The organism is Flagellimonas flava (genome assembly GCF_900129665.1).
Taxonomy (GTDB): Bacteria; Bacteroidota; Bacteroidia; order Flavobacteriales; family Flavobacteriaceae; genus Flagellimonas; species Flagellimonas flava.
Window position 1 is genome coordinate 94,118 of record NZ_FQWL01000004.1, and the last position, 24,665, is coordinate 118,782.

A 24,665-nucleotide genomic window follows, 5' to 3' on the forward strand; every position below is an offset into this window, starting at 1 on the left:
TTCTTATTTACGTTTGGAGATTTCGTCCCGTAATTTGGCAGCCTTTTCGTAGTCTTCATTGGCCACTGCCTTATCCAATTCTTTATGCAATTCCTCTAGGGTCATTTCCCGATATCCTTGGGACGACGCACCTGATTCTATCTCAACGGTCTCGCCTTCCTGTAGGATCTCATCTACCACAATGCTATCATCCTCCTCGTTTTCCTCATTTTCCTTGGAAGAGAATTTTAAATAGATTCCTGCCTTGTCCAAGATGGTCTTGTAGGTAAAAATTGGGGCATCAAAACGAAGTGCGAGTGCTATCGCATCGCTGGTTCTGGCATCTACAATTTCCTCCACTTTATCCCGCTCGCAAATAATACTGGAATAGAAAACACCATCCACTAATTTGTGTATGATGACCTGCTTGACCACGATTTCAAACCGATCCGCAAAATTCTTGAACAGATCATGTGTCAGCGGCCTTGGCGGTTTTATTTCCTTCTCAAGTGCAATGGCAATGGATTGGGCCTCAAAGGCCCCTATAACGATGGGGAGCTTTCTGTCCCCTTCAACCTCATTCAAAATAAGGGCATATGCGCCATTTTGGGTCTGGCTATAGGATATTCCCTTTATTTTTAAACGTACTAAGCTCATATCATCCTCCTAAAAGCAAAAAGGCCCTTCAAATAAGTGGCATCACCATTATCTGAACAGCCCCTTGCAAAAGGCAAATTAACAAAATTTAAGTGTTCTGGGCTTTAAATTCCTTTAATTTTTCGATGAGTTCGGGCACCACTTCAAAGGCGTCACCAACGATTCCATAATCCGCTGCCTTAAAGAAGGGAGCTTCCGGGTCATTATTAATGACCACTTTGGTTTTGGAGGCACTTACCCCAGCTAAATGCTGAATGGCACCTGAAATTCCGACTGCAATGTACAGGTTACTGGCAACAGGTTTACCGGTTTGGCCAACGTGTTCACCATGCGGACGCCATCCTAAGTCGGAAACAGGCTTAGAGCAAGCTGTTGCTGCGCCCAAAACATCGGCCAATTCCTCTATCATACCCCAATTTTCTGGGCCTTTTAGCCCTCTTCCTCCGGATACCACAATATCGGCATCGGCGATGGTGGCCTTTCCTACCACTTTATCCACCTCGACAGACTTGGTGGTAAAATCGGAGTCGCCTAGTGATGGGGAAAAATCCTCCACGGAGGCAGAGCCACTGTTTTCATGGATACCATAGGCGTTATTGGAGACTCCTATGATTTTAATATCTGAGCTGATTTCAGTATGGGCGAAACCCTTGTTACTAAAGGCGGTTCGTTTTACCATAAAAGGAGAGGTGCTTTCTGGAGCTGCTACCACGTTCGGCACATAACCTCCGTTAACTTTGGCAGCGAGAATGGGCGCCAAAAATTTGGTATCGGCACTTGAACTCAATACAATGACTTTGGCACCTTCAGCTTCGGCAGCCTGGGCCAACACATTGGCATAGGCCTTGGCGTTGAACGTATCCAAATCGCCATTGCTTACTTTTAAAACTTTTGAAACTCCATAGTTTCCAAGGGTTGCATCGTCCTCTGCATTTACGCTAACGGCTGTTACTGTTCCACCCAAGTCTTGCGCCACTTTATGGGCGTATGAAGCCACTTCAAAAGCACTCTTTTTAAACTTTCCTTTATCGGATTCTGTATATACTAATACTGACATAATTTTTTTCTTGGGTTTCTTAAATTACTTTGGCTTCGCTATGCAATAAATTGACCAACTCACCTACATTTCCTGCATCCACAAGTTTAACGGGGCCTTTGGCCGCTGGTTTTTCAAATTTCTGATCCTGGGTGGGTTTTGGGGCATCCACAGGTTCCACAACATTCAAAGCTTTCTTTCTTGCCATCATAATGCCTCGCATATTAGGGATGCGAAGATCACTTTCTTCTACCAAACCTTTTTGTCCTCCAATGACCAGAGGTAGGCTGGTGCTGATTTTTTCCTTACCCCCGTCAATCTCCCGGGTTGCGGTAGCACTGTTTCCGTCCACTTCAAGTCCAATACAGGTGTTTACAAAATTCATATCCAACAAGGTGGCCAAAATACCTGGAACCATTCCACCATTATAATCGATGGACTCCCTTCCTGCAATGACAAGGTCATAGCCGCCATTTTTAACTACTTCTGCAAGTTGTCGGGCAACAAAAAATCCGTCCGTGGGTTCCGCGTTGATTCGGATGGCCTCATCGGCCCCAATGGCAAGTGCCTTTCTAATGGTAGGCTCGGTTTGTGCCCCGCCAACGGTGGCCACATGAACCGCGGCTCCTTGTTTTTCCTTGAACCACATGGCGCGGGTCAATCCAAATTCGTCATTCGGATTAATCACAAATTGAACCCCGTTTGTATCAAACTTGGTGTCCCCTTCCGTGAAATTGATTTTGGAAGTGGTATCCGGTACGTTGCTAATGCAAACTAATATCTTCATATGTCGTAGCTATTTATCGCCTCAAAGATAGCTATAAAAATCCTAAATTTATTATGCATGCATAATAAATTTTGTTCTTTTTTTTAGTTTCACCTCCTATTTTGTTCAATAGTATTTTGCTATTTTTGCGTGCGTTTTTAACCGCACTTACTAATCTTAAATTAGGTACGATTTAATGAAAACACTACAGTTTAGGCAAGCAATAGCCGAGGCCATGTCGGAAGAGATGCGCAGGGATGATACCATTTATTTGATGGGTGAGGAAGTTGCCGAGTACAATGGAGCTTACAAGGCCTCCAAAGGTATGTTGGACGAGTTTGGACCAGAAAGGGTGATCGATACCCCCATATCTGAACTAGGTTTCGCTGGAATTGGTGTGGGGTCTGCCATGATAGGCAATCGACCCATTATTGAATTCATGACCTTCAACTTCTCCCTCGTGGGAATTGACCAAATCATCAATAACGCGGCCAAGATCAGACAAATGTCTGCAGGACAGTTTCCCTGCCCAATTGTGTTCCGTGGGCCTACAGCTTCCGCCGGACAGCTAGCGGCCACACACTCCCAAGCTTTTGAAAGTTGGTATGCCAACTGCCCTGGATTGAAAGTTGTTGTACCGTCTAATCCGGCAGATGCCAAAGGTTTGTTGAAATCGGCCATCCGAGATGACGACCCAGTAATTTTTATGGAATCCGAGCAGATGTATGGGGATAAAGGTGAAGTGCCGGAAGGGGAATATACCATTCCTTTAGGTGTGGCTGAAATCAAAAGGGCAGGTACGGACGTGACCATCGTTTCCTTCGGAAAAATAATCAAGGAAGCTTACAAAGCGGCAGATGAACTTGAAAAAGAAGGTATAAGTTGTGAGGTTATCGATTTACGTACGGTACGTCCAATGGATCACAAAACCATTTTGGATTCAGTAAAGAAAACCAATCGCATGGTCATCCTAGAGGAGGCATGGCCATTTGGGAACGTAGCTACTGAAATTATCTATCATGTTCAGGACAAAGCTTTTGACTATTTGGATGCTCCAATCGTGAAAATAAATACAGCAGATACTCCCGCACCATACTCACCTGTGTTGTTGGCCGAGTGGTTGCCAAATCATCAGGATGTGATTAAAGCTGTTAAGAAAGTGTTATATAAATAACTTACATATATTTGTACGGTATATTAGCCTCGTCAACTAAAAGTTGATGGGGCTTTTTTTAAGGAACAGTTTTTGATAGGAAATTACTTTTAAAACCAAAAATGACCATGAATGTGTGAAAAATCCGGCTAGATTTTTCCACGGTGTGCATATCAGAACATGAAAAGACTCCTTGTTGTTGTTTTCTTCCTATCCTTTTGCTCCCTTTTCTCTCAGACCAAGGTTGGAGGTATTGTAGTTGACCCATCGGGTTCCCCTGTTGCATTTGCGAACATCATTTTTCCAAATTCCACGGAAGGTACCATTACCAATGACAATGGTAGGTTCTATTTGGAATCGGACAATACCTATAGCAAGGTTGTAATTTCCTTTATTGGTTATGAGTCCAAAGAAATTGAACTCACCCAGAAAGTCAATTACAATATGGAGATTGTGTTGGAGGAGTCCACACAGCAATTAAAGGAAGTTGTGGTGTATACCGGAAAGCAATCCAAAAAGAACAATCCGGCCATAGATATTCTAAAAAAGATTTGGGCGAAAAAACGGGAGAACGGTGTTCGCAAGTTTAAACAATACCAGTACGATAAATACGAAAAAATTGAATTTGACCTCAATACCATAGACAGTGCATTGATCAAAAGCAAATTATTTCGGGGACTTGAATTCATGTTTGAAAATCTCGATACCTCAAGGGTAACCGGAAAAACCTACTTGCCCATGTTCCTAAACGAAGGATTTTCCCGCGTATATGGCGATAATGAAATCGAGACCGAAAAAGAAGACGTGTTGGGGAATAAAAGTTCTGGTTTTGATGGACATCAATCAATAACCGCCTTTGTGGAGGATTTGTATTCGGACTATGATGTCTATGATAATTACCTAAAATTCTTTGACAAGAGTTTTACCAGCCCGTTATCAAAAACTGGAGTGGACACCTATAATTATGTGCTGTCTGATAGCACCTATATAGACAACAAATGGTGCTACAACATTATTTACTATCCCCGGCGTAAAAATGAGCTCACTTTTAAGGGTGATTTTTGGGTGGCAGACACCACGTATGCCATAAAAAAAATCAACCTTCAGGTTACCAAAAGTGCCAACATCAACTGGGTAAAGGAAGTCTATATTGAACAAGAATTTGATGTTGTGAACGACTCTGTATTCCTTTTAAAACGGGACTACATGCTCAGTGATTTCAGCTTTTCAAAAAAAGAAAAATCACGTGGTATTTACGGAAAACGTACCACGGTCTACGACAACTATCAGTTCAATACCACACGACCGCCAGAGTTCTATAAGGCAGAATCGGACCCGTACGATCCTAGAGTCTTTAGTAGGGATACTACCTTTTGGAAAAATGCCCGTTTGGAAAACTTAAACGAGGATGAATCCGGAATTTTCAAATTGTTGGATACCTTGAAAACCGTGCCTAAATTCCGAACCTATTACGACATTGTAAGCATCTTGGGCTCCGGATATGTTGAAATTGACAAATGGAACATCGATATAGGAGACATCTACAGCACTTTTGGCTTTAATGATGCTGAAGGTACCCGGATACGAGCTGGGGCCAGGACCTATTTTGGGCAAAACGATACCTGGCGTCTGGAAGGTTACATGGCCTATGGTTTTTCCGATAAAAAATTCAAACATGGGCTTTCCGGAAAGTTCCTGCTAGATCGTAAATCCCGATTGATACTCTCCGGCGGACATCGAAGGGATATTGAACAGTTGGGCGTAAGCCTGACTGCTACCAATGATGTTTTAGGACGAAGCATCGCCTCCTCATCATTGGTAACGGTCGGTGCCAACAACAGGCTTACCAATATTAATCTATCCACCGCGAGTCTGGAAATGGAGCCTGCAAAAAATTTCCGGGTCAGGATAGGGGGTTCCGTCCGGACTTTGGCTTCGGCCCTTCCAGACGACTTTAGCTTGGATTATATCGACCCAGAAGCTCCTGGAGGTATATCCTCGGAGGTTAAACAGTTTGATCTAAGCACTACCTTGATATACACACCTGGTAGAAGAACCATTGGCTATGGGGTAGAGCCGGTGAATGTGAATGACGATTATAGCACGGTACTTTTAAATTATACCAAAGGGGTAAGAGGTTTCCTTGAAAGTGATTTCGATTACGAAAAAATCCAGTTTTCATATAGGCAGCCTTGGCAGATTGGTGGCTTTGGCAGATTGACAAGTAGTGTGGAACTGGGAAAAACTTTCGGGGAAGTTCCTTTAAGCTTGCTTAGTGTTGTACCTGGAAACCAAACCCTGTTTTCTCTCTACAATACCTTTCCCAATCTTGATTTTTATGAGTTTGTAACGGACACCTATGCCACCCTGCACTTGGAGCACAATTTCAACGGAAGATTGTTTTCCCGAATTCCGATACTCAGGAATTGGAACCTTAGGGAGATTGTTGGCCTAAGAGGAGCTTGGGGACAGTTGTCGGATGAAAACATTGCCCTGAGCGCACCAGCCAATATCCCCTTGATGGCGCCGGAGGACCAGATTTATTGGGAATATTCCTTCGGAATCGGGAATATTTTTAAAATTTTACGCATCGATTTCAATTTCCGGGGCAACTATCTCGATAACCCAGATGCACGCCGATTTGGTGTAACGGGCACTTTTGGATTTAATTTTTAATTCATATTAAGACTGCAATTTGTTGACACCATTACGGAAAGAGTGGCTACTTTTGCAAAAAAAATAAACCCTTCACAATGGCTAACAAAGCAGAGGTAACCTTTGATGTTTTGATTGAAATCCCAAAAGGTAGCCGAAATAAATACGAATACGACTTCGCTCTTCATAAAATACGATTTGATAGAACCCTTTTTTCATCCATGATGTATCCAGGTGACTACGGTTTTGTCCCTGAAACCTTGGCCTTGGATAAGGATCCGCTGGATGTTTTAGTACTTGGGACAGAACCTACATATCCTATGGTGGTCATGGAAGTGAAACCAATAGGGGTATTCCATATGACGGATGAAAAGGGACCTGATGAAAAAATCATTTGCGTTCCGGTAAGTGATCCTGTTTGGAATAAAAAGGAAGACATTACCGATATCAATCCACACCGCCAAAAGGAAATTGAGCACTTCTTTAAAGTGTATAAGGACTTGGAGGAAAAGAAAGTTGATACAGGTGGGTGGGGCGATGTAAACGAGGCGGTCGAGATCTATCACCAATGCGTGAAACGCTACGAGGAAAGCGAGCACAAAAAGAAGCGAACCTTCACTATTTAGGCCGTAATAATTAGACATTTATGCGCTTTTGGACTCCAAAAGCGCATTTTTTTTATTAGTCGGTATTTTACTACTTTTGCTGCCACTAAAAAAACTCATAATAATTAAACAACTATGGAACTAATCGTAAAATTTCTGCCAGCCTTTGGTGTTTTGGCCTTACTGTATGTTTTTGTTAAAAACGTCTGGGTCTCAAAACAGGAAGTGGGAGATGATAAAATGGCACGAATTGCCAAAAATATTGCCGATGGGGCAATGTCATTTTTAAAGGCAGAATATAAAATACTCAGCATTTTTGTTATAGCCGTGGCGATACTTCTTTACTTTAAAGGAAGTAGCGAGGCAGGCTCCAATGGAATGGTAGCTGTTTCCTTTATCGTGGGGGCCATCTGTTCTGCTCTTGCAGGATTTATTGGTATGAAAGTGGCCACCAAAGCTAACGTAAGAACCACAAATGCAGCTAGAACCTCATTGGGTAAAGCCTTGGAGGTAGCCTTTGCTGGTGGTGCGGTAATGGGTCTTGGTGTTGTTGGACTTGGTGTTTTGGGTCTTAGCGGACTTTTTATGCTGTATAGCGGACAAGGTTGGGAATTGGCTGAAGTATTGAATGTACTTTCCGGTTTTTCATTGGGAGCTTCTTCCATAGCTCTTTTTGCGCGTGTGGGTGGAGGTATTTATACCAAAGCTGCGGATGTTGGGGCCGACCTTGTAGGTAAGGTAGAAGCTGGTATTCCTGAAGATCATCCACTAAACCCTGCAACCATTGCAGATAACGTTGGAGATAATGTTGGAGATGTTGCCGGTATGGGTGCTGACCTTTTTGAATCTTACGTTGGTTCTATCATTGGTACCATGGTGTTGGGAGCTATTTTTGCCGGACTTCCTGAATTTCAAACTGCTTTTGATGGCCTTGGAGCAGTATACCTGCCGTTGGTCTTGGCTGCAGTGGGTATCGTAATGTCCATTATCGGAACCTTCTTTGTTCGTGTAAAGGATGGTGGAAACCCACAAACCGCCTTGAATATTGGTGAGTTTGGTTCCGCAGCCCTAATGTTGATAGCTTCTTATTTCTTGATCAATGGTATGTTGCCGGAATCTTGGGTTGAAGGTGGTAAGGAATATTCGTCCATGGGCGTTTTCTGGGCTACTATTGCAGGTCTTGTGGCCGGATTGGCCGTAGGAAAGGTTACCGAATACTATACCGGTACGGGAACCAAGCCTGTAAATTCAATTGTTCGCCAGTCCGAAACAGGAGCTGCAACAAATATTATTGCCGGTTTGGGAGTTGGGATGATGTCCACTGCCATTCCAATTATTTTGATAGCAGCCGCTATTTTGGTCTCTCACCACTTTGCAGGTCTTTATGGTATCGCCATTGCTGCAGTTGGTATGTTGGCCAATACAGGAATCCAGTTGGCGGTTGATGCTTATGGACCTATCTCGGATAACGCTGGAGGTATCGCCGAAATGGCGGAATTGCCAAGCGAAGTTCGTGAGCGTACAGATAAATTGGATGCCGTAGGTAACACTACAGCTGCTATTGGTAAAGGTTTCGCTATTGCTTCTGCGGCTTTGACTGCATTGGCTTTGTTTGCAGCATTTATGAAGACTGCTGGGGTAGAGTCCATTGATGTTTCCCAACCTGATATCATGGCAGGATTGCTTATCGGTGGAATGCTGCCGTTTGTTTTCTCTGCACTTTCCATGAACGCTGTTGGTAGAGCTGCTATGGCAATGATCGAGGAAGTTCGTCGTCAGTTTAGGGATATTCCTCAATTGAAAGCTGCTCTGGAAGTAATGGTAAAATATGATTCTGATATTTCTAAGGCATCCGCTGAGGACAGAAAGATTTTTGATGCAGCTGATGGTGTGGCGGAATATGATAAGTGTGTGGCAATTTCAACCACTGCTTCCATTAAGGAAATGGTATTTCCGGGACTTTTGGCAATCGCTGTTCCTGTTGCGGTTGGATTTATCGGCGGAGCGGAAATGCTAGGAGGTTTATTGGCAGGGGTTACCACAGCTGGAGTATTGATGGCAATCTTCCAGTCCAATGCCGGTGGTGCTTGGGATAACGCCAAGAAAACTATTGAAAGTGATGGCCGTAAGGGTTCAGATGCCCACAAGGCTGCTGTAGTTGGTGATACTGTTGGAGATCCCTTCAAGGATACTTCAGGTCCTTCTTTGAATATCTTGTTGAAGCTTATGTCTGTTGTTGCTTTGGTAATTGCGCCAAGTTTGGTGAGCCTATCATCTGCAGATGAGGTGAGCATGTTGAAAGAGGACGGAACAACAATCTCCATTACAACAGATGGGATGAAGGAATCCGTGCCTGTTGAAAAGCAGATTCGAGTTGAGATGAGCAATACGGCTGAAGGTACTTACAAAGCGGTTGTTACTTCTTCTTATGAAGTTGCCGGTGAGGCAAAAGAGGAAATTTCCGAGTTTGTTGGTGCTACTAAGGAAGAAGTCCAAAAATTGGTGGACGAATACAAGAAAAGCAAGGAATAAGTTTCCTTTTTACATATAATAAAAACCACGCCAAAGGCGTGGTTTTTTTGTTTCCATTCTAGAGTAAACCAGGCTAATTCAGCTTAAACGTTATGGGAATGGAAAATGGAACCTTTACTGGAGTTCCCCGCTGTTTTCCTGGAGTCATTTTTGGAAGTTTGGAAATAATACGGGCAGCCTCCCTTTCCAAGGTTTCATGTGGCCCTCGCATCCTCACCTCGTCTATGCTTCCGTCTTTTTGGATGGTAAAAACAATATTGACGCGGCCTTGCAATCCCATTTCTTGGGCAATTTCAGGATACCTGAAGTTTTTTCTGATATGTTTTTGCATCATTTCTTGAAAGCACACCTTTTTATCTTTTGACCCTTCACAACCTGGGAATATGGGTGCATCCTCAATGACCATAAAAGATATTTCCTCGGGAACGGTATCATCGATTACGGGAATGTCATCAATCTTGACAATTTCCGTGTCTTGATCAGGTTCATTGGAAGCAATGATAGTCTCAACGATGTCCTTATCGTCTTCAACTACTTCAATGATCGGAGGAGTTTGGATTTTGGGAGGAGGTGGAGGGGGTAGGTTTTGAATGGTGATAGGGGGTAACTCATCCAAATCTGGATGTAGATCAGCCTCAGCTAAATCCACATAAGTCGATTTGTGATAGGATTTCCATTCCAAAGCTACATAGGTAAGCAATAGCACTGCCGCCAACCCGATAATAAAGTATAGCACGCTGTTGCGTTTCAAGTCCAATTCTTGATTCTTTTTCGGCTTCATAATTTCCAAATTTTGACCTTTTGATATAAAAGGAGGTTAATAAACTGATTCATACCAAAAGCAAACTACCTTGAAAACCAGGCAAGAAAAAGTGTAAATGAGGGAACAGGCCTTTCTAATGAGTGAAAATCAAAAAACTACCTTTTTCAGTAATTGAGCTTCTCAATTAGCCTATACTTTTTTCCTCCGAACGCCTAAAAAGTATGCCGTGCGGATGCTTTTACCAATCCAATTCTGCCGTAATAATCGAAGATTATGGTATCTTTTGATCAATATCTTCCATCTCATGAAGGAAATTGGCATTTTATGGCAGAAGAAAAAGGGTTGTTTAGTTTTTTTATCCCTAATTGCCCTAGTATTATCCTGTTCGATAGAATCAAACACCTCGGGAGATGATTTGTCCCAGAACCCCGAGGAAACGAATGATCTGCCAACATTTGACTTTGACTGTGAGGAAGTGATACCTGTCCAAAGAAGAGATGCGATTTCGTTTCCGTTGGATCCAAATGTTTTCAGTTCAGAAAACAGTGACCTGGAAGGAACCTTGGAAGGTGACCAAACCATAGTCTCTTCCATCACCGGGGTAACCTACAGGTATCATGTGTATTTGCCACCTGAGTATCAGTTAGAACCCGATCGAAGTTTTCCCGTACTGTATTGGTTGGATGCCCAGTTCTGGTTTTTTCCCAATTCCCTTCAACCTGTTAAAGTCATAGATTTAGATCAGCTGCCAGTTATCTTGGTAGGGATTGAAGAGGGACCTTCGGGTCGTAGGGCGATAGATTATACTTTCCCGGGGATTGCCGCCTATAATCGGTTTTTTACGGAGGAGTTTATTCCGGAAGTGGAGTCCGATTACAGAATTTTGGGCGAAGAGCGAACCTTGCAAGGAGTTTCCGCTTCTGGTCTTGCTTCACTGGTCATGATGTTGAGTGATGAGGCTGACCCTCCAATTTTTAAAAATCACTTGTCCTTTGATCCTTATATTCAGAGCGCCCTAAATTTGGAAAATTTGCTCATCGAAAGATTAAATGTAAACGCCCCATTGAACAAATCTTTGATTATTACAAGTATGGTAGGAGGATTTACTCCTTCGGTAAACCCTTATGCGGAAGGTTTGGCGGCTAGAAATATCCCTTGTTTAACACTTATTGAAAGCATATATAATGGAGATCATTTTGGTGCTACAAATGCAAGCATTGGAAATGCGCTCAGGGATGTTTATAAGGATTATTATGAAGACTGAATTCTTCTCGATTCGAATGACGGCACCAGATTCATTCTGAAATGGGAGAGCTATGGGTGCTTAGAGCCTGTACTTTTCCCTTTAGTTTTTGATAAACATCAGTAAATCTAAGTCGAACCACAGCAGTATCTAAGGTTGTTTTGTCTACGATAAGCATTTTTTCTCTTCCCGTTACGATGGCTGTATTGCCATAAGTTCTGGTTTTTACATCTTCGTAAACAATTTCGGCAAAAAAATATCCCGCAGTTCTAAGTTCCTCAAGCATTGCAGCTTTGTCACTGGTTTTGCCATTGGCAGCCCCGGAATAAACCCAAGAGGAATGGACAACGGTATCGACCGATACTATGTTGTTGGTCAAATAGGCATCTTTCCAAGTGTTAAGGGCATGCAATGCTTCTTCCTCCTTAATGGTCTCTCTGATTTTGGCGATGTGCTGTTCTTTTTGTTGGCAAGCCAATAGAAAAAGCGATGCTAATACATATATGGAGTATCTCATAATTTTAAGTTTAATCAATTCTATGCCATCGTTCTGTTAAGGTAAGTTCCCCTACCTTCCCGGTTTGGTACAGGTAGAGACTATCAATGTAAAGTTCCCCTTGAAATTGGGTTCCGTTAAAATCCGAACGATGATGAAATTCGATATACTCTGTGTAAATGGAATCTTTTAGAGTATAGGTGCCGCCGCCAATACCTGCAATTTCTTTTTTTCCAAAATCATAGCCTGTAAAAGTGAATCGGTTTTTTGTAAAGGTTTTGATGCGAACCCAGTGTTCAGGAACATGTCGGTAAGTAGTATCCCCATGGATTTCCATAGAATAGTCCATCTTCCAAGAGGTGCCATTGAGGTCTTGTTTTTCTGGACTATTGGGTTTTGGATTCTCTTTGGAATGGCATCCCAGAAACATCAAAATGGATAGAACCAACAATTGAACTTTCATACTGATTTTCGTTTTATTGAAATTTTGTGACAACAGTTTTGCTCAAAAACCCTTGCAAGCTAACAAAGGTCTAGTGGATGGAATTGTACAAAAACGAATGGGAATCCTCTGAGGTAAACTCGTCTAACAAATAATGGGATTCCTTAAAATACTGTTTGGGCGACAATCCAGAGAAACGCTTAAAGTCCCTAATAAAATGGGATTGATCATAATACCCTAAAAGAAGCCCTTTTTCAGTGAGGGAATGCGGCTCCCTTTGGAGAAGGCTTACCGCGTTTAAGAATCGGACAACCTTGGAAAACAATGTTGGGGTTAGACCTACATAATCCTTAAATGAGAGCTGTAAAAGGCGCTCAGAAACATTGAGCTGGCCACATACCTGCTTAAGGTTAAAATTTCCTTTTGATCTTAGTACCTGCTGGACAACTATCTGCACATACTCCTGTTTGATGGAAACCTTTTCATTCTTTCGGATTTGTTGCAGCACAAATTTCTGTAAGCGCATTAATCTTTCATGAAAATTTGATGCTTCATCCAATTGCATGGCCAATATGTCGCATTTCTTTTCAAACCCCATGTCCTGAAGAGCAACCAGACCATCGGTAAACTGGCTTGCTGAAAACTGTGTGAATAAATGACTTGTATGTGGAAAGAATCCAAAACCTATGGATTTGCACCCTGGCTGATATTCTAAATAATAAGGTTTCGTAATCTGACCCGAGACGAAGAATGAATTCAACGCTTCCCTTCTAGTTTTATCGGAGTGGTGATATATTGTTGGTTTCTCCACATAAACGAAATCTGAACAACCAAAAGGTATCATTTTTTCAATATGGGGCTGCCTTAATTCATTCCCATCTACAATCCAAATAGTATTGACATACGGTTGCAGTTCTGGGATGGGCGTTATGTTGTAAGTAGATAGCACCTGAAAGCTTTAAAAAAGCCCGTGAAGTTCAGCGTCAATGCGATTAATAACCCTGCCCAAATCTTCTGGATTATCCACAAAGTTGATATCATCCACATCAAAAACAAGTAATTTCCCTTTTTCATAAGTATTTACCCAAGCCTCGTACCTTTCGTTTAGTCGGCTGAGGTAATCTATTGAAATACTGTTTTCATAATCCCGACCACGTTTATGAATTTGATTCACCAAATTGGGAATGGAACTTCTTAAGTAAATAAGAAGGTCTGGGGGTTGCACCAAAGTCTCCATGAGTTCGAACAAGCTGGAATAATTCTCGAAATCACGATTGGTCATTAATCCCATAGCATGCAGATTGGGTGCAAAAATGTGTGCATCTTCATAAATGGTCCTATCCTGAATGACCTTTTTTCCGGTTTCCCTGATTTTTAGAATTTGACGATACCTGCTATTGAGAAAGTAAATTTGCAGGTTAAAGCTCCACCGTTCCATTTGGGTATAGAAATCATCCAAATAGGGGTTGTCCACCACATCCTCAAAATGTGCTTCCCATTTGTAGTGTTTTGCCAATAAGTTGGTTAGGGTAGTCTTTCCGGCGCCAATGTTTCCTGCTACAGCAATGTGCATGGGGTAATGGTGTTTTAGATTGGTGTTTATTTTGATAAGGGAAACCTTCTGCGCAATATACAAAGTATATCCAGTTGATGAAAAAAAACACTTCCAATTGGAGTGAAAGATCTTTTGCGATTAAGTTTTGAAATTTAAATCAATAACTTACTTTTGCCCTTCAATTTGAGGATAGATTTGACTGATTGCAACCTCATTTTGCTGAATGGTTTTCAGTTTCTAAAAATGCTAAAGCAGTTTACCCCTTTAAAACAGGGCATCTCCCCAGAGATTTGTAAACTCCGAAGCAACTTTGTCAAATCTTATCCCGTTAAAACATTAGAATGGCTTATCTGTTTACCTCAGAGTCCGTTAGTGAAGGACACCCGGATAAAATCGCGGATCAAATCAGTGATGCACTTTTAGATAATTTTTTGGCTTTCGACCCAGATAGCAAGGTAGCTTGCGAAACCTTGGTCACAACAGGTCAGGTTGTCTTGGCTGGAGAAGTTAAAAGTCATACCTATTTGGATGTGCAAAATATAGCCAGGGAGGTTATTAATACAATCGGGTACACTAAGGGTGAATACCAGTTCAGCGGTGATTCTTGTGGGGTTATATCCCTTATTCATGAGCAATCCCAAGACATTAACCAAGGAGTGGACCGCGAAAGTAAGGAAGAGCAAGGTGCAGGAGACCAAGGTATGATGTTCGGTTATGCCACTAAGGAAACCGAGAACTTTATGCCACTGGCACTGGACATTTCACATAAGATTCTTCAGGTGTTGGCCGATCTAAGAAGGGAAGGCACACAAATGGACTACCTTAGACCAGATGCCAAGGCCCAGGTTACTATTGAGTATTCGGATGCCAACGTACCCCAAAGAATTGACACCATTGTTGTTTCTACCCAACACGATGAATTCGATGTCGATGCCGCAATGTTGTCCAAAATCAAGGAGGATATTGTAAACATCTTGATTCCTAGAGTAAAGAAATTATTGCCTGCGAGTATCCAGAGTCTTTTTAATGATGATATCAAGTATCACATTAACCCTACGGGTAAATTTGTTATCGGGGGACCCCATGGGGATACAGGTTTGACCGGACGTAAGATTATTGTGGATACCTATGGAGGAAAAGGAGCCCATGGAGGTGGCGCATTTAGCGGAAAGGACCCCAGCAAGGTGGATCGGAGTGCTGCCTATGCTGCCCGACATGTTGCCAAAAATTTAGTGGCTGCGGGAGTGGCCGATGAGATTTTGGTTCAAGTGAGTTATGCCATTGGAGTGGTAGAGCCCACATCCATTTTTGTGGATACCTATGGCACAGCCAATGTAGATTTATCGGACGGTGAGATTGCCCAAAAAGCAGCTTCATTATTTGACATGCGCCCATTTGCCATAGAAGAGAGATTAAAGCTTAGGAACCCCATTTACTTAGAGACGGCGGCTTATGGCCATATGGGGAAACAACCTCAAACGGTATCCAAGGTCTTTGAATCACCCTACAATGGAAAAATAGAAAAAGAGGTGGAACTTTTTACCTGGGAAAAGCTGGACAAGGTGGAAGAAGTGAAAAAAGCCTTCAATTTATAATTCACGAATTCAATTTGGCTTTTTCTGTACTGTCAATTTTGCCAACATCAATGGTTAATCCATTGTGTTCACGTTTCACTGCGTAGATAAATTTTTCGCCCCATTTTATTTCATCGGCTTTGTAGGACGAGCGCGAGTAGACCGTTTGCGCGGAAGATTCATCAAATGCCTTGGTCGCAATAATGAACTCTGCATCCTTCTTAAGGATTTCACCCTTGTCCATATTGTGCAATGGACTTTTGTCAGTAATAGGATGCACAATGGTCCACATATAGGGCATAAACGCGACCGAACTCCGTTCCAATTCCAACGAAAAAAAGTCTCTTAATTCTGAATCTTTTCGTTGCATGGCCAGATTGATTTGCACCTCCATTTCCAAAAGTTGATTGCCTTGCGGGTTTGTTATTCTAAACATAAAACCATTAATGTCCTGATAGGGAGCAATAACAGCATGTGTGCTGTAACGGATTTTGGACGATGGCCTTGAAAACCTTCCATATAACAAGCCCGTTGCCAGGGCAAACCCTAATAAGCCCATCATCGATTCGATGGCCGCTACAATATTGGCCGGGTAACCTATTGGTGCGACACGACCGTACCCCAAGGTGGTAATGGTCTGGGCACTAAAGAAAAAACCCTCCATAAATTGGTCAAAACTCGAATCAGCGTCAATTCCGGTTAGGTTTTCAACGCCGATGAAGGTATATATGATCGCAAAAAAAGTGTTGATTATAAAGTAACACAAAAGAACAAACCCGAAAAAACGCGTCCATGACATGGTGATCAGTGTGTGAAAAAAATTCAACCGCTCAAAAAACGGAACATTGATTTTTCGAACATTGAACGAACCATCCTTGTTCAATGCCCTATATCCTCCAACATCATTTTTTGTGCCCAGGCCCAGGTCATTGAATTTTCTTTTTTGTCTTGCCATTTTTTAAGAATTATAAAATGATTCCATTGCAAACGAAGTTAACCGAATTCAAGACATAAAAAAAGGAAGGCACAAAGCCGATATTTTGTAGATTTAGGCTTCAATCAAAATTCTAGTTTATGGTAAAGCTGTTTCGTTTTTCACTCGTTCTATTTTTTTTAATTACTACGTATTCCTGCAAGAAAACTGTTCAAAAGGAAGTAGTAGAAGAAAACTATGTTGCCGAGAACTATAGTAAACAGGAAGTGGATATTGAAATGCGTGATGGCGCCACCTTGCACACCACCATTTATTCACCAAAAGATACCTCCAGGGAATATCCCATTCTGATGCAGCGAACACCTTATAGTTCAAGACCTTATGGAGAAGAGAATTTTAAGAGCAAAATAGGTCCCAACGAACATTTAATGAAAGATGGGTACATTATTGTATATCAAGATGTTAGAGGTAGATGGTTAAGTGAGGGACATTATGAGAATATGCGAGCGTATATTCCCAATAAAACCTCCAAAGATCAGGTGGATGAGAGCTCAGATACCTATGACACTATCGAATGGCTGGTGAATAATGTGGAAAATAACAATGGAAAGGTTGGTGTCTGGGGAATTTCTTACCCTGGCTTTTACGCCACATATGCCACTGTGGATGCACATCCTGCATTGAAGGCTGCTTCGCCCCAGGCCTGTATAGGCGATTTCTTTTTTGATGATTTCCATCACAACGGCGCTTATTTGCTAAGTTATTTTAAGGCGACATCCCTTTTTGGAACACCGAGGCCCAATAACGACCAGCCCATTGATACTGCATGGTATGTGTTTCCAGATATTCAGACCGATGACCAATACCAATTCTTTTTGGATGCCGGCCCCCTAAAAAACCTGAATTCATTTTTTGAATATGAAACTGTGGATACCCCAACGATGCGTCCAGAGGGCGTAACGGATGATTTTTTCTGGAATGAGATCAAGGACCATCCCAACTACGACGAATTATGGCAGAAAAAAGGTATTATCCAGCATTTGAAGGATGTAAAATCGCATGTGGCCACCATGATTGTTGGTGGTTGGTTTGATGCCGAAGATCTTTATGGACCTTTGGAAACCTACAAAAACATTGAAAAGCATAACGAGGGCAATTATAATACGGTGGTCTTTGGACCTTGGGACCACGGGGGATGGGCTAGGGATAAGGTAAGAAATGTAGTGGGCAACTACTATTTTGGAGATTCCATTTCGCTTTTTTATCAAAAAAATATTGAGACCAAGTTTTTTGACCACTTTTTAAAGGGAAGTGGCGACCATAATAGTGGATTGCCAGAAGCTTACGTGTTTGACTCCGGCAGAAAGGAATGGAAAACGATGGATTCTTGGCCACCAAAAAGTTTAACAAAAGAGACAATGTTCCTCTCGGATGATGAGGTGCTTGGCACCGAACAAAAAGAGACAGTTGCGCTTAAATTTGTTAGTGATGTCAAAAAGCCGGTACCCTATTCAGAGGATATTAAATCTGTTTTTACACCGAGAAAATACATGACAGATGATCAGCGTTTCGCGGCCAGAAGGTCCGACGTTTTGGTTTTTGAGACGGAGGTCATGGAGGAGGATTTTACCCTTGTAGGAGATATTCTGGCAAAACTGAATGTGGCTACAACCGGAACAGCAGCAGATTGGATTGTGAAAATTATAGATGTGCATCCCCCTGATACAGAAACCAATGAGGAAATGCAAGATCATCTCAAAATGGGGAATTACCATTTGATGGTGCGCAGTGAAGTGCTTCGAGGACGTTTCAGGAACAGTTTTTCAACCCCTGAGCCTTTCATCCCCAATCAAAAGACATCGGTCAACATTAAACTACAGGACGTATTCCATACCATCAAAAAAGGACATAGGTTACAAGTACAGGTACAGAGCACATGGTTTCCCCTTATCGACTTAAATCCGCAAACCTATGTGGAGAATATCTTCAAAGCTGAGGAGGGCGATTTCAAAACCCAGACCCATACGGTTTTTACAGACTCGAAAATCGAGTTTTCCGTGCTGAGGTAAACTTAGCCTGTTATGATGGCGCGCTAATTTTTTCCAAAAGATTAGGATTTTATATTTTTCTGCCGTTATATTTGTGGCTCTAAGTTCAAACACGTATTGAATAGTTATCAAGAAAGGTGGAGGGAATAGACCCTATGAAGCCTTAGCAACCCTCGGCTCTGATTCGAGAAGGTGCTAAATTCTATCCCATTGTGGAATAGATAACAACAATCGAATATTTTCGGTTTCTCTTTCTTATAACTTTTTGATTTTGCCCGCAGGTTTCCCTTGCAGGGGTTTGGCTTTTTAAATTGTTTTTGTTGAACTAAAATTTAAAAAACTGGAAATCATGAGTGATCAAAAATTCGCCACCAATGCATTACACGCTGGACACGACGTAACCGTGAACGGTGGAACAAGGGCCGTGCCCATTTATCAGAGTACAGCCTATGTGTTCAATAATTCCGACCATGCTGCCAATCTTTTTTCATTGGCTGAGTTTGGCAATATCTATACCCGGATAAACAACCCTACCAACGATATATTGGAACAACGCCTTGCCGCCTTGGAAGGAGGTATTGCGTCCGTAGTATGTTCATCCGGGACAGGGGCGATAAATACCGCTTTACTGGTTCTGCTGAAAGCGGGTGACCATATTGTTGCATCCAACAGCTTGTACGGAGGAACTTATAACCTTTTTAGCGTAACCTTGCCCCGTTTGGGAATCACTACCACTTTTGTGGATCCTTCGGACCCCTCAAACTTTGGTAAAGCAGTACAGGATAATACCAGGGCTTTTTTCGTGGAGTCCCTTGGGAATCCAAAATTGGATGTTCTTGATCTAAAAGCTATTTCTAAAGAAGCTAAGGCTGCGCAGGTTCCTTTTATTGTGGACAATACTGTGGCTTCACCAGCCTTGTTGAACCCTATTGAGCATGGCGCAAACATCGTGATCCATTCGCTCACAAAGTATATCAACGGCAATGGGACCGCTTTGGGTGGGGCCATAATTGATGCTGGTACGTTTGACTGGGCCAATGGGAAATTCCCTGAGTTCACCGAACCTTCGCCGGGCTATCATGGATTGGTGTATCATGATGCCTTGGGTCCTGCTGCGTTTATTGCCAAAGTACGGATTGAAGGTTTGAGAGATCATGGTGCCTGTTTAAGCCCATTCAATGCTTTCCAAATTATACAGGGATTGGAAACACTTGAGGTGCGTATGAAAAAACATAGCGAAAACGCATTGGCATTGGCGCATTGGCTGGAAGGAAGAGATGAAGTGACCTGGGTAAATTACCCCGGGTTGGAATCCAGCAAGTACAAAAAGTTGTCCGATGAGTATTTACCGAATGGACAGAGCAGCATCGTCACATTTGGCGTAAAAGGCGGATTTGAATCCTCGAAAAAGATAGCCGATGAAACCAAAGTATTTTCCCTTCTGGCCAATATTGGCGATACCAAGTCACTCATCATCCACCCGGCCAGTACAACCCATCAACAATTGGACGAAGCCGAGCAAGAATCTACTGGGGTGACCAAAGATCTCATTCGCCTATCCGTTGGTTTGGAGAATTTGGAAGACTTAAAGTCGGATTTGGAGCAAGCCTTTGCCGGCATATAAGTGGATAGAGTACAACTATTATTCTCAATTAAAACCAGCATTTATCTATGCTCCAGACCATAGAAATAAAGGATTTTGTTACCATCAGTGGGGCAGCGCAAAAATTACAGCTGTCTTATCAAGTTTTTGGTCAGAAATTACATACCGCACCAATTGTGCTGGTAAATCACGCACTGACCGGTAACTCCAATGTTACCGGGGAAGGTGGCTGGTGGTCCGACCTCATTGGAAAGGATAAATGTATTGATACCGATGTCTACACCATTTTGGCTTTTAATGTTCCCGGAAATGGACACGATGGTTTTGTAATTGACAATTATAAAGACTTTGTGGCTGGTGATGTGGCGAGAATTTTCCTAGAGGGATTGGATGTCCTTAAGGTAGAACGCCTATTCGCCATTATTGGAGGTTCATTGGGCGGAGGCGTGGCCTGGGAAATGGCAGCACTCAAGCCGCATGTCACAGAACACTTGATTCCAGTGGCATCTGATTGGAAATCAACAGATTGGTTGATTGCTAACTGTCAGATTCAAGAACAGTTTTTGGTCAACTCCAAACAACCGGTGCACGATGCGCGTATGCATGCGATGTTGTGTTATAGGACCCCCGAATCCTTCAAAGAACGCTTTCACAGGAGTACAAATGAGGAGCTTCAGGTGTTCAACGTCGAAAGTTGGTTGATGCACCATGGTAAGAAGTTACAGGAGCGCTTTCAACTTTCGGCCTATAAATTGATGAACCAGTTGTTAAAGACCATTGATATCACACGAGATGGTGATAAGGCTTTTCAGGCTCTAAAGGAAAGCGATACCAAGATTCATATCGTAGGGGTCAATTCGGATTTGTTTTTTACCGCGGAAGAGAACAAGGAGACCTTTAGGCATTTGGCCCAAGCAAATACGAACGTTACTTACGGAGAAGTTCAGTCACTCCATGGTCATGATGCTTTTCTTATCGAGTTCCAACAGTTGGAAAATCTGTTGAAACCTATTTTCCAAAAGCAGGCCATCCAGGAACGGATTAAAATATTAAAGTTTGGGGGGAAGTCCCTGGCCAATGGAGATGGACTAAAAAATGTCTTGGACATTATCGAAAACAGGGCAAAAAGTAAAGAACACTTTGCAGTGGTGCTTTCGGCAAGGGGTAAGGCCACGGACAATTTGGAATTAATGTTGGGTGATGCGGCCAGAGGTGAGGATATCGATCAGAAGTTTACCGAGTTCAAGGAGTATCAAAATTCGGCAAGTCCCAAGATAGATTTGACACAAGAGTTTGAGACCATCGGAAAACTTCTGCACGGAGTATCGTTAACAGGAGATTACAGCTTAAAGACCAAGGACGAATTGCTTGCTTTTGGCGAACTCATATCTGCCAAGGTGATTACGGCAATGTTGTCCGAAAGGGGGGTGCCGGCAAAATTGGTGGACTCAAGGGAGTTGATAAAAACCGACGACACCTTTAATAATGCGGAGGTGGATGAAGCCATTTCCAAGGAGAATGTGATACGGTATTTTAGGGAACTGGAAGCTGGTACCATAGCAATCGCTACTGGATTTATTGCTTCCACCGTAGATGGGGAAACCACAACACTTGGCCGAAACGGCAGCAATTATTCGGCGGCACTATTGGCTAATTTTTTGGATGCCCAAGAGTTGGTGAACTATACCCATGTGGATGGAATTTTCACAGCAAATCCTGATTTGGTTACCGAAGCCAAACGTATCGATAGTATCTCCTATGAGGAGGCAAACGAACTGGCAAATTTCGGAGCGAATATTTTGCATGCTAAAACCATAATTCCGCTTATAGAGAAAAACATTCCACTTCGCATTAAAAACACTTTCAATCCAGAAAATGAAGGAACACTGATAGGCCCAAAAACTGGTAATGGAGGTATTAAGTCCCTGTCTGTTTTGGAGGATGTGGCTCTGGTGAACCTATCAGGGCGCGGACTTCTGGGAAAAGTGGGTATAGATGCAAGGATTTTTAAGGCCCTGGGTCAGAACAATATCAATGTCGGTATAATCTCGCAAGGCTCTTCCGAAAGAGGAATTGGATTGGTGGTGGACGCTGCCAAGGCCAAAAAAGCCAAAAAAGTTTTGGATGTGGAGTTTGAAACTGACTACTCCGCCCACGATGTGAACCAAATTACCGTAATGGAGGATGTTTCTGTAATATCCATTGTTGGGATGGATTTGAGTTCTTTTCACAAACCGTTCAATGCCTTGGTCAAAAATCAGGTAGTACCGTTACTGTTTAATAATACAGTTACTGGAAAAAATGTGAGTTTGGTTGTCAAAAAACCGGATTTGCATAAGGCCATTAATGTGGTACACGGTCAAATTTTTGGAATAGCCAAGAGGGTAAATCTCGCCATATTTGGTCATGGTAATGTTGGAGGCACTTTGATTGATCAAATACTTGATTCGAGGAGTAACATTCAAGAACGAAAGGGGATCGATTTACGGATTTTTGCTGTTTCCAACTCTAAAAAAGCTCTTTTGAATGCCGAAGGTGTTTCGAAAGAATGGCAATCAAAGATTAAAACTACAGGTGAATCTTGTGGAATAGAGGAAATCATAAATTTTACCAAGGAACACCATTTGGAGAATTTGATTGCTGTGGACAACACTGCGAGCCAGGAGTTTGTATCCCATTACCAACAACTTATAGAAAACGGTTTTGATTTAGTGTCCTCCAACAAAATAGCAAACACCTTGGATTTTGATTATTACAGATCTATTCGAGGAGATCTTGCGAGGAACCAAAAACAATACTTATATGAAACTAATGTTGGCGCAGGACTACCCCTAATAGACACCATTAAGTTATTGCACCTTTCAGGGGAGAATATTACTCGTATAAAGGGAGTTTTCTCTGGTTCTTTGAGCTACATTTTTAATACATTTTCAGAAAATGATGTTACATTTTCCCGTATCGTTCGGGAAGCAATGGAGAAAGGTTTCACGGAACCAGATCCGCGAGAGGATCTTTCCGGAAATGATGTTGGGAGAAAGTTATTGATTCTTGCGAGGGAATTGGATCTGCAAAATGAGTTTTCAGATATTTCCGTGGAGAACCTCATCCCGCAAACATTGCAAACCGTGGATTTTGAAAGTTTCATGACTAGCATTGGAATCATGGACGCTAAATTCTCCAAAATAAAGCAAGGTCAGAAAAAAGGACATGTGCTTCGCTATATAGGGGATTTACATGGCGACCTTCAAAAAGACAAAGGCATTTTAGAGGTAAAACTAGTCTCTGTTCCTAAGGAAAGTGCACTGGGGCAAGTGAGTGGCTCAGATTCCATTATCGAAATCTATACCGAATCCTACGGGGAGAACCCATTGGTAATCCAAGGTGCTGGAGCAGGAGCTGCAGTAACGGCAAGAGGGGTTTTTGGAGACATACTTAGAATAGCAGAAAAGATATAATGGCAGAGAAAAAAAGATTTGAAACCGAGGCGATACGAACGCAGATTGAAAGGACGCAGTTCTTGGAACATTCGAGTCCAATGTACCTAACCTCTAGTTTTGTATTTGAAGATGCGGAGGACATGCGAGCTTCTTTTGCGGAGGAAAAGGAACGTAACATCTATTCTAGGTATTCCAACCCAAATTCCACGGAATTTATTGATAAGGTCTGTAAAATGGAAGGAGCCGAAGCAGGCTTTGCCTTTGCATCTGGCATGGCTGCTGTTTATTCCACATTTGCTGCCTTATTAGAGAGTGGTGACCATATAGTTTCTTCAAAGAGTATTTTCGGTTCCACACATACTCTGTTTACCCAGTTTTTTCCGAAATGGAAGATTGAAACAAGCTATTTCGATGTTAATGAAGTGGAAACCGTGGAACAGTTGATTACGCCAAAAACAAAAATTCTTTATGTAGAATCGCCTACTAATCCAGGTGTGGATGTGCTGGATTTGGAAGTTTTGGGAGATATAGCCAAAAAGCATGGACTTATTTTCATTATTGATAATTGTTTTGCCTCACCTTATCTGCAACAACCCATTAAATTTGGCGCAGATTTGGTAATTCATTCCGGTACAAAACTGATGGACGGACAAGGTAGGGTGTTAGCAGGGATTACGGTGGGAAATCATGATTTGATGGACCAGATTTATCGGTTTGCAAGGATTACCGGTCCTGCGTTATCGCCATTTAACGCCTGGGTTCTGTCCAAAAGTTTGGAGACCTTGGCGTTACGGGTAGATAGGCATTGCTCCAATGCCTTGAAATTAGCTACGTATTTGGAAGATCATCCAAAAGTGGAATGGGTAAAATATCCTTTTTTGAAATCGCATCCCAAGTACGAAGTGGCCAAGAAACAAATGAAGGCTGGAGGATGTGTGGTAGCCTTTGAAGTAAAAGGAGGCCTTGAGGCGGGGAGAAAGTTTTTTGATAAGGTTCAATTGTTGTCGCTATCTGCCAATTTAGGCGATTCGCGCAGTATCATCACCCATCCGGCCTCCACTACACATAGTAAACTGACCGGCGAGGAAAGACAGGCGGTGGGTATCTCGGATGGAATGGTTCGTGTTTCAGTGGGATTGGAACATGTGGATGATATTATTGCAGACATTGCCCAGGCTTTGGGTTAG

19 protein-coding genes and 1 riboswitch are annotated in these 24,665 nt (G+C 42.4%); of the genes, 10 read left to right on the plus strand and 9 right to left on the minus strand.

The window, feature by feature from the left end:
* Positions 1 to 3: 3 nt before the first annotated feature.
* From BUC10_RS12880 to BUC10_RS12890, 3 genes are all read right to left on the minus strand, one after another.
* Complete coding sequence (locus BUC10_RS12880) at positions 4 to 636, minus strand: bifunctional nuclease family protein (RefSeq protein ID WP_073180312.1); 633 nt, start codon at positions 634 to 636, stop codon at positions 4 to 6.
* 88 nt (positions 637 to 724) lie between these two features.
* A complete protein-coding gene (locus BUC10_RS12885) occupies positions 725 to 1,693 on the minus strand; it encodes an electron transfer flavoprotein subunit alpha/FixB family protein (RefSeq protein ID WP_073180315.1) in 969 nt (322 codons plus the stop codon).
* 19 nt (positions 1,694 to 1,712) lie between these two features.
* The gene (locus tag BUC10_RS12890; RefSeq protein WP_073180317.1) at positions 1,713 to 2,459 is read right to left on the minus strand and encodes an electron transfer flavoprotein subunit beta/FixA family protein; all 747 of its coding nucleotides are present in this window, start codon (positions 2,457 to 2,459) and stop codon (positions 1,713 to 1,715) included.
* Between the two features lie 175 nt (positions 2,460 to 2,634).
* Between BUC10_RS12890 and BUC10_RS12895 the strand changes: the two genes are divergently transcribed.
* From BUC10_RS12895 to BUC10_RS12910, 4 genes are all read left to right on the plus strand, one after another.
* A complete protein-coding gene (locus BUC10_RS12895; protein ID WP_073180319.1) occupies positions 2,635 to 3,612 on the plus strand; it encodes a pyruvate dehydrogenase complex E1 component subunit beta in 978 nt (325 codons plus the stop codon).
* Positions 3,613 to 3,771: 159 nt separating this feature from the next.
* Positions 3,772 to 6,267 (plus strand): DUF5686 family protein, encoded by a 2,496-nt coding sequence (locus tag BUC10_RS12900; RefSeq protein ID WP_073180321.1) that lies wholly within the window; start codon positions 3,772 to 3,774, stop codon positions 6,265 to 6,267.
* 77 nt (positions 6,268 to 6,344) lie between these two features.
* The gene (locus BUC10_RS12905; RefSeq protein ID WP_073180323.1) at positions 6,345 to 6,872 is read left to right on the plus strand and encodes an inorganic diphosphatase; all 528 of its coding nucleotides are present in this window, start codon (positions 6,345 to 6,347) and stop codon (positions 6,870 to 6,872) included.
* 114 nt (positions 6,873 to 6,986) lie between these two features.
* Positions 6,987 to 9,383, plus strand: a complete 2,397-nt coding sequence (locus tag BUC10_RS12910; RefSeq protein WP_073180325.1) for a sodium-translocating pyrophosphatase — start codon at positions 6,987 to 6,989, stop codon at positions 9,381 to 9,383.
* A 73-nt stretch (positions 9,384 to 9,456) separates the two neighbouring features.
* Here BUC10_RS12910 and BUC10_RS12915 read toward each other — a convergent pair whose 3' ends face one another.
* Positions 9,457 to 10,164 carry an energy transducer TonB gene (locus BUC10_RS12915; RefSeq protein ID WP_073180327.1) on the minus strand — a complete coding sequence of 236 codons (708 nt, stop codon included), beginning with the start codon at positions 10,162 to 10,164 and terminating at the stop codon, positions 9,457 to 9,459.
* Between the two features lie 286 nt (positions 10,165 to 10,450).
* Here BUC10_RS12915 and BUC10_RS12920 point away from each other — a divergent pair, with 286 nt between their 5' ends.
* Positions 10,451 to 11,410, plus strand: a complete 960-nt coding sequence (locus BUC10_RS12920) for an alpha/beta hydrolase (RefSeq protein ID WP_073180329.1) — start codon at positions 10,451 to 10,453, stop codon at positions 11,408 to 11,410.
* Between the two features lie 31 nt (positions 11,411 to 11,441).
* On the opposite strand, the gene BUC10_RS12925 is transcribed toward BUC10_RS12920, so the two are convergent.
* The 4 genes from BUC10_RS12925 to BUC10_RS12940 all read right to left on the minus strand — a co-directional run bounded on the left by BUC10_RS12925 (position 11,442) and on the right by BUC10_RS12940 (position 13,900).
* A complete protein-coding gene (locus BUC10_RS12925) occupies positions 11,442 to 11,906 on the minus strand; it encodes a nuclear transport factor 2 family protein (RefSeq protein WP_073180331.1) in 465 nt (154 codons plus the stop codon).
* Between the two features lie 10 nt (positions 11,907 to 11,916).
* A complete protein-coding gene (locus BUC10_RS12930; RefSeq protein WP_073180333.1) occupies positions 11,917 to 12,348 on the minus strand; it encodes a hypothetical protein in 432 nt (143 codons plus the stop codon).
* A gap of 70 nt (positions 12,349 to 12,418) precedes the next feature.
* Positions 12,419 to 13,276 carry a helix-turn-helix transcriptional regulator gene (locus BUC10_RS12935; RefSeq protein ID WP_073180335.1) on the minus strand — a complete coding sequence of 286 codons (858 nt, stop codon included), beginning with the start codon at positions 13,274 to 13,276 and terminating at the stop codon, positions 12,419 to 12,421.
* Between the two features lie 9 nt (positions 13,277 to 13,285).
* On the minus strand, positions 13,286 to 13,900 hold the full coding sequence (locus tag BUC10_RS12940; RefSeq protein WP_073180660.1) for a deoxynucleoside kinase: 615 nt from the start codon (positions 13,898 to 13,900) through the stop codon (positions 13,286 to 13,288).
* A gap of 323 nt (positions 13,901 to 14,223) precedes the next feature.
* Between BUC10_RS12940 and metK the strand changes: the two genes are divergently transcribed.
* On the plus strand, positions 14,224 to 15,477 hold the full coding sequence (gene metK / locus BUC10_RS12945) for a methionine adenosyltransferase (RefSeq protein ID WP_073180337.1): 1,254 nt from the start codon (positions 14,224 to 14,226) through the stop codon (positions 15,475 to 15,477).
* 1 nt (position 15,478) lies between these two features.
* Here metK and BUC10_RS12950 read toward each other — a convergent pair whose 3' ends face one another.
* Positions 15,479 to 16,411 (minus strand): ion channel, encoded by a 933-nt coding sequence (locus tag BUC10_RS12950; RefSeq protein WP_073180339.1) that lies wholly within the window; start codon positions 16,409 to 16,411, stop codon positions 15,479 to 15,481.
* 119 nt (positions 16,412 to 16,530) lie between these two features.
* Here BUC10_RS12950 and BUC10_RS12955 point away from each other — a divergent pair, with 119 nt between their 5' ends.
* The 4 genes from BUC10_RS12955 to BUC10_RS12970 all read left to right on the plus strand — a co-directional run bounded on the left by BUC10_RS12955 (position 16,531) and on the right by BUC10_RS12970 (position 24,665).
* Positions 16,531 to 18,459, plus strand: coding sequence for a CocE/NonD family hydrolase (locus BUC10_RS12955; RefSeq protein ID WP_073180341.1), 1,929 nt, complete (start codon positions 16,531 to 16,533; stop codon positions 18,457 to 18,459).
* 101 nt (positions 18,460 to 18,560) lie between these two features.
* Positions 18,561 to 18,666: riboswitch (SAM riboswitch) on the plus strand.
* A gap of 121 nt (positions 18,667 to 18,787) precedes the next feature.
* A complete protein-coding gene (locus BUC10_RS12960) occupies positions 18,788 to 20,062 on the plus strand; it encodes an O-acetylhomoserine aminocarboxypropyltransferase/cysteine synthase family protein (protein ID WP_073180343.1) in 1,275 nt (424 codons plus the stop codon).
* 47 nt (positions 20,063 to 20,109) lie between these two features.
* Positions 20,110 to 23,496 carry a bifunctional aspartate kinase/homoserine dehydrogenase I gene (thrA, locus tag BUC10_RS12965; RefSeq protein WP_073180345.1) on the plus strand — a complete coding sequence of 1,129 codons (3,387 nt, stop codon included), beginning with the start codon at positions 20,110 to 20,112 and terminating at the stop codon, positions 23,494 to 23,496.
* Positions 23,496 to 24,665 carry a trans-sulfuration enzyme family protein gene (locus BUC10_RS12970; RefSeq protein WP_073180347.1) on the plus strand — a complete coding sequence of 390 codons (1,170 nt, stop codon included), beginning with the start codon at positions 23,496 to 23,498 and terminating at the stop codon, positions 24,663 to 24,665. Before thrA ends, BUC10_RS12970 begins: the two co-directional genes overlap by 1 nt.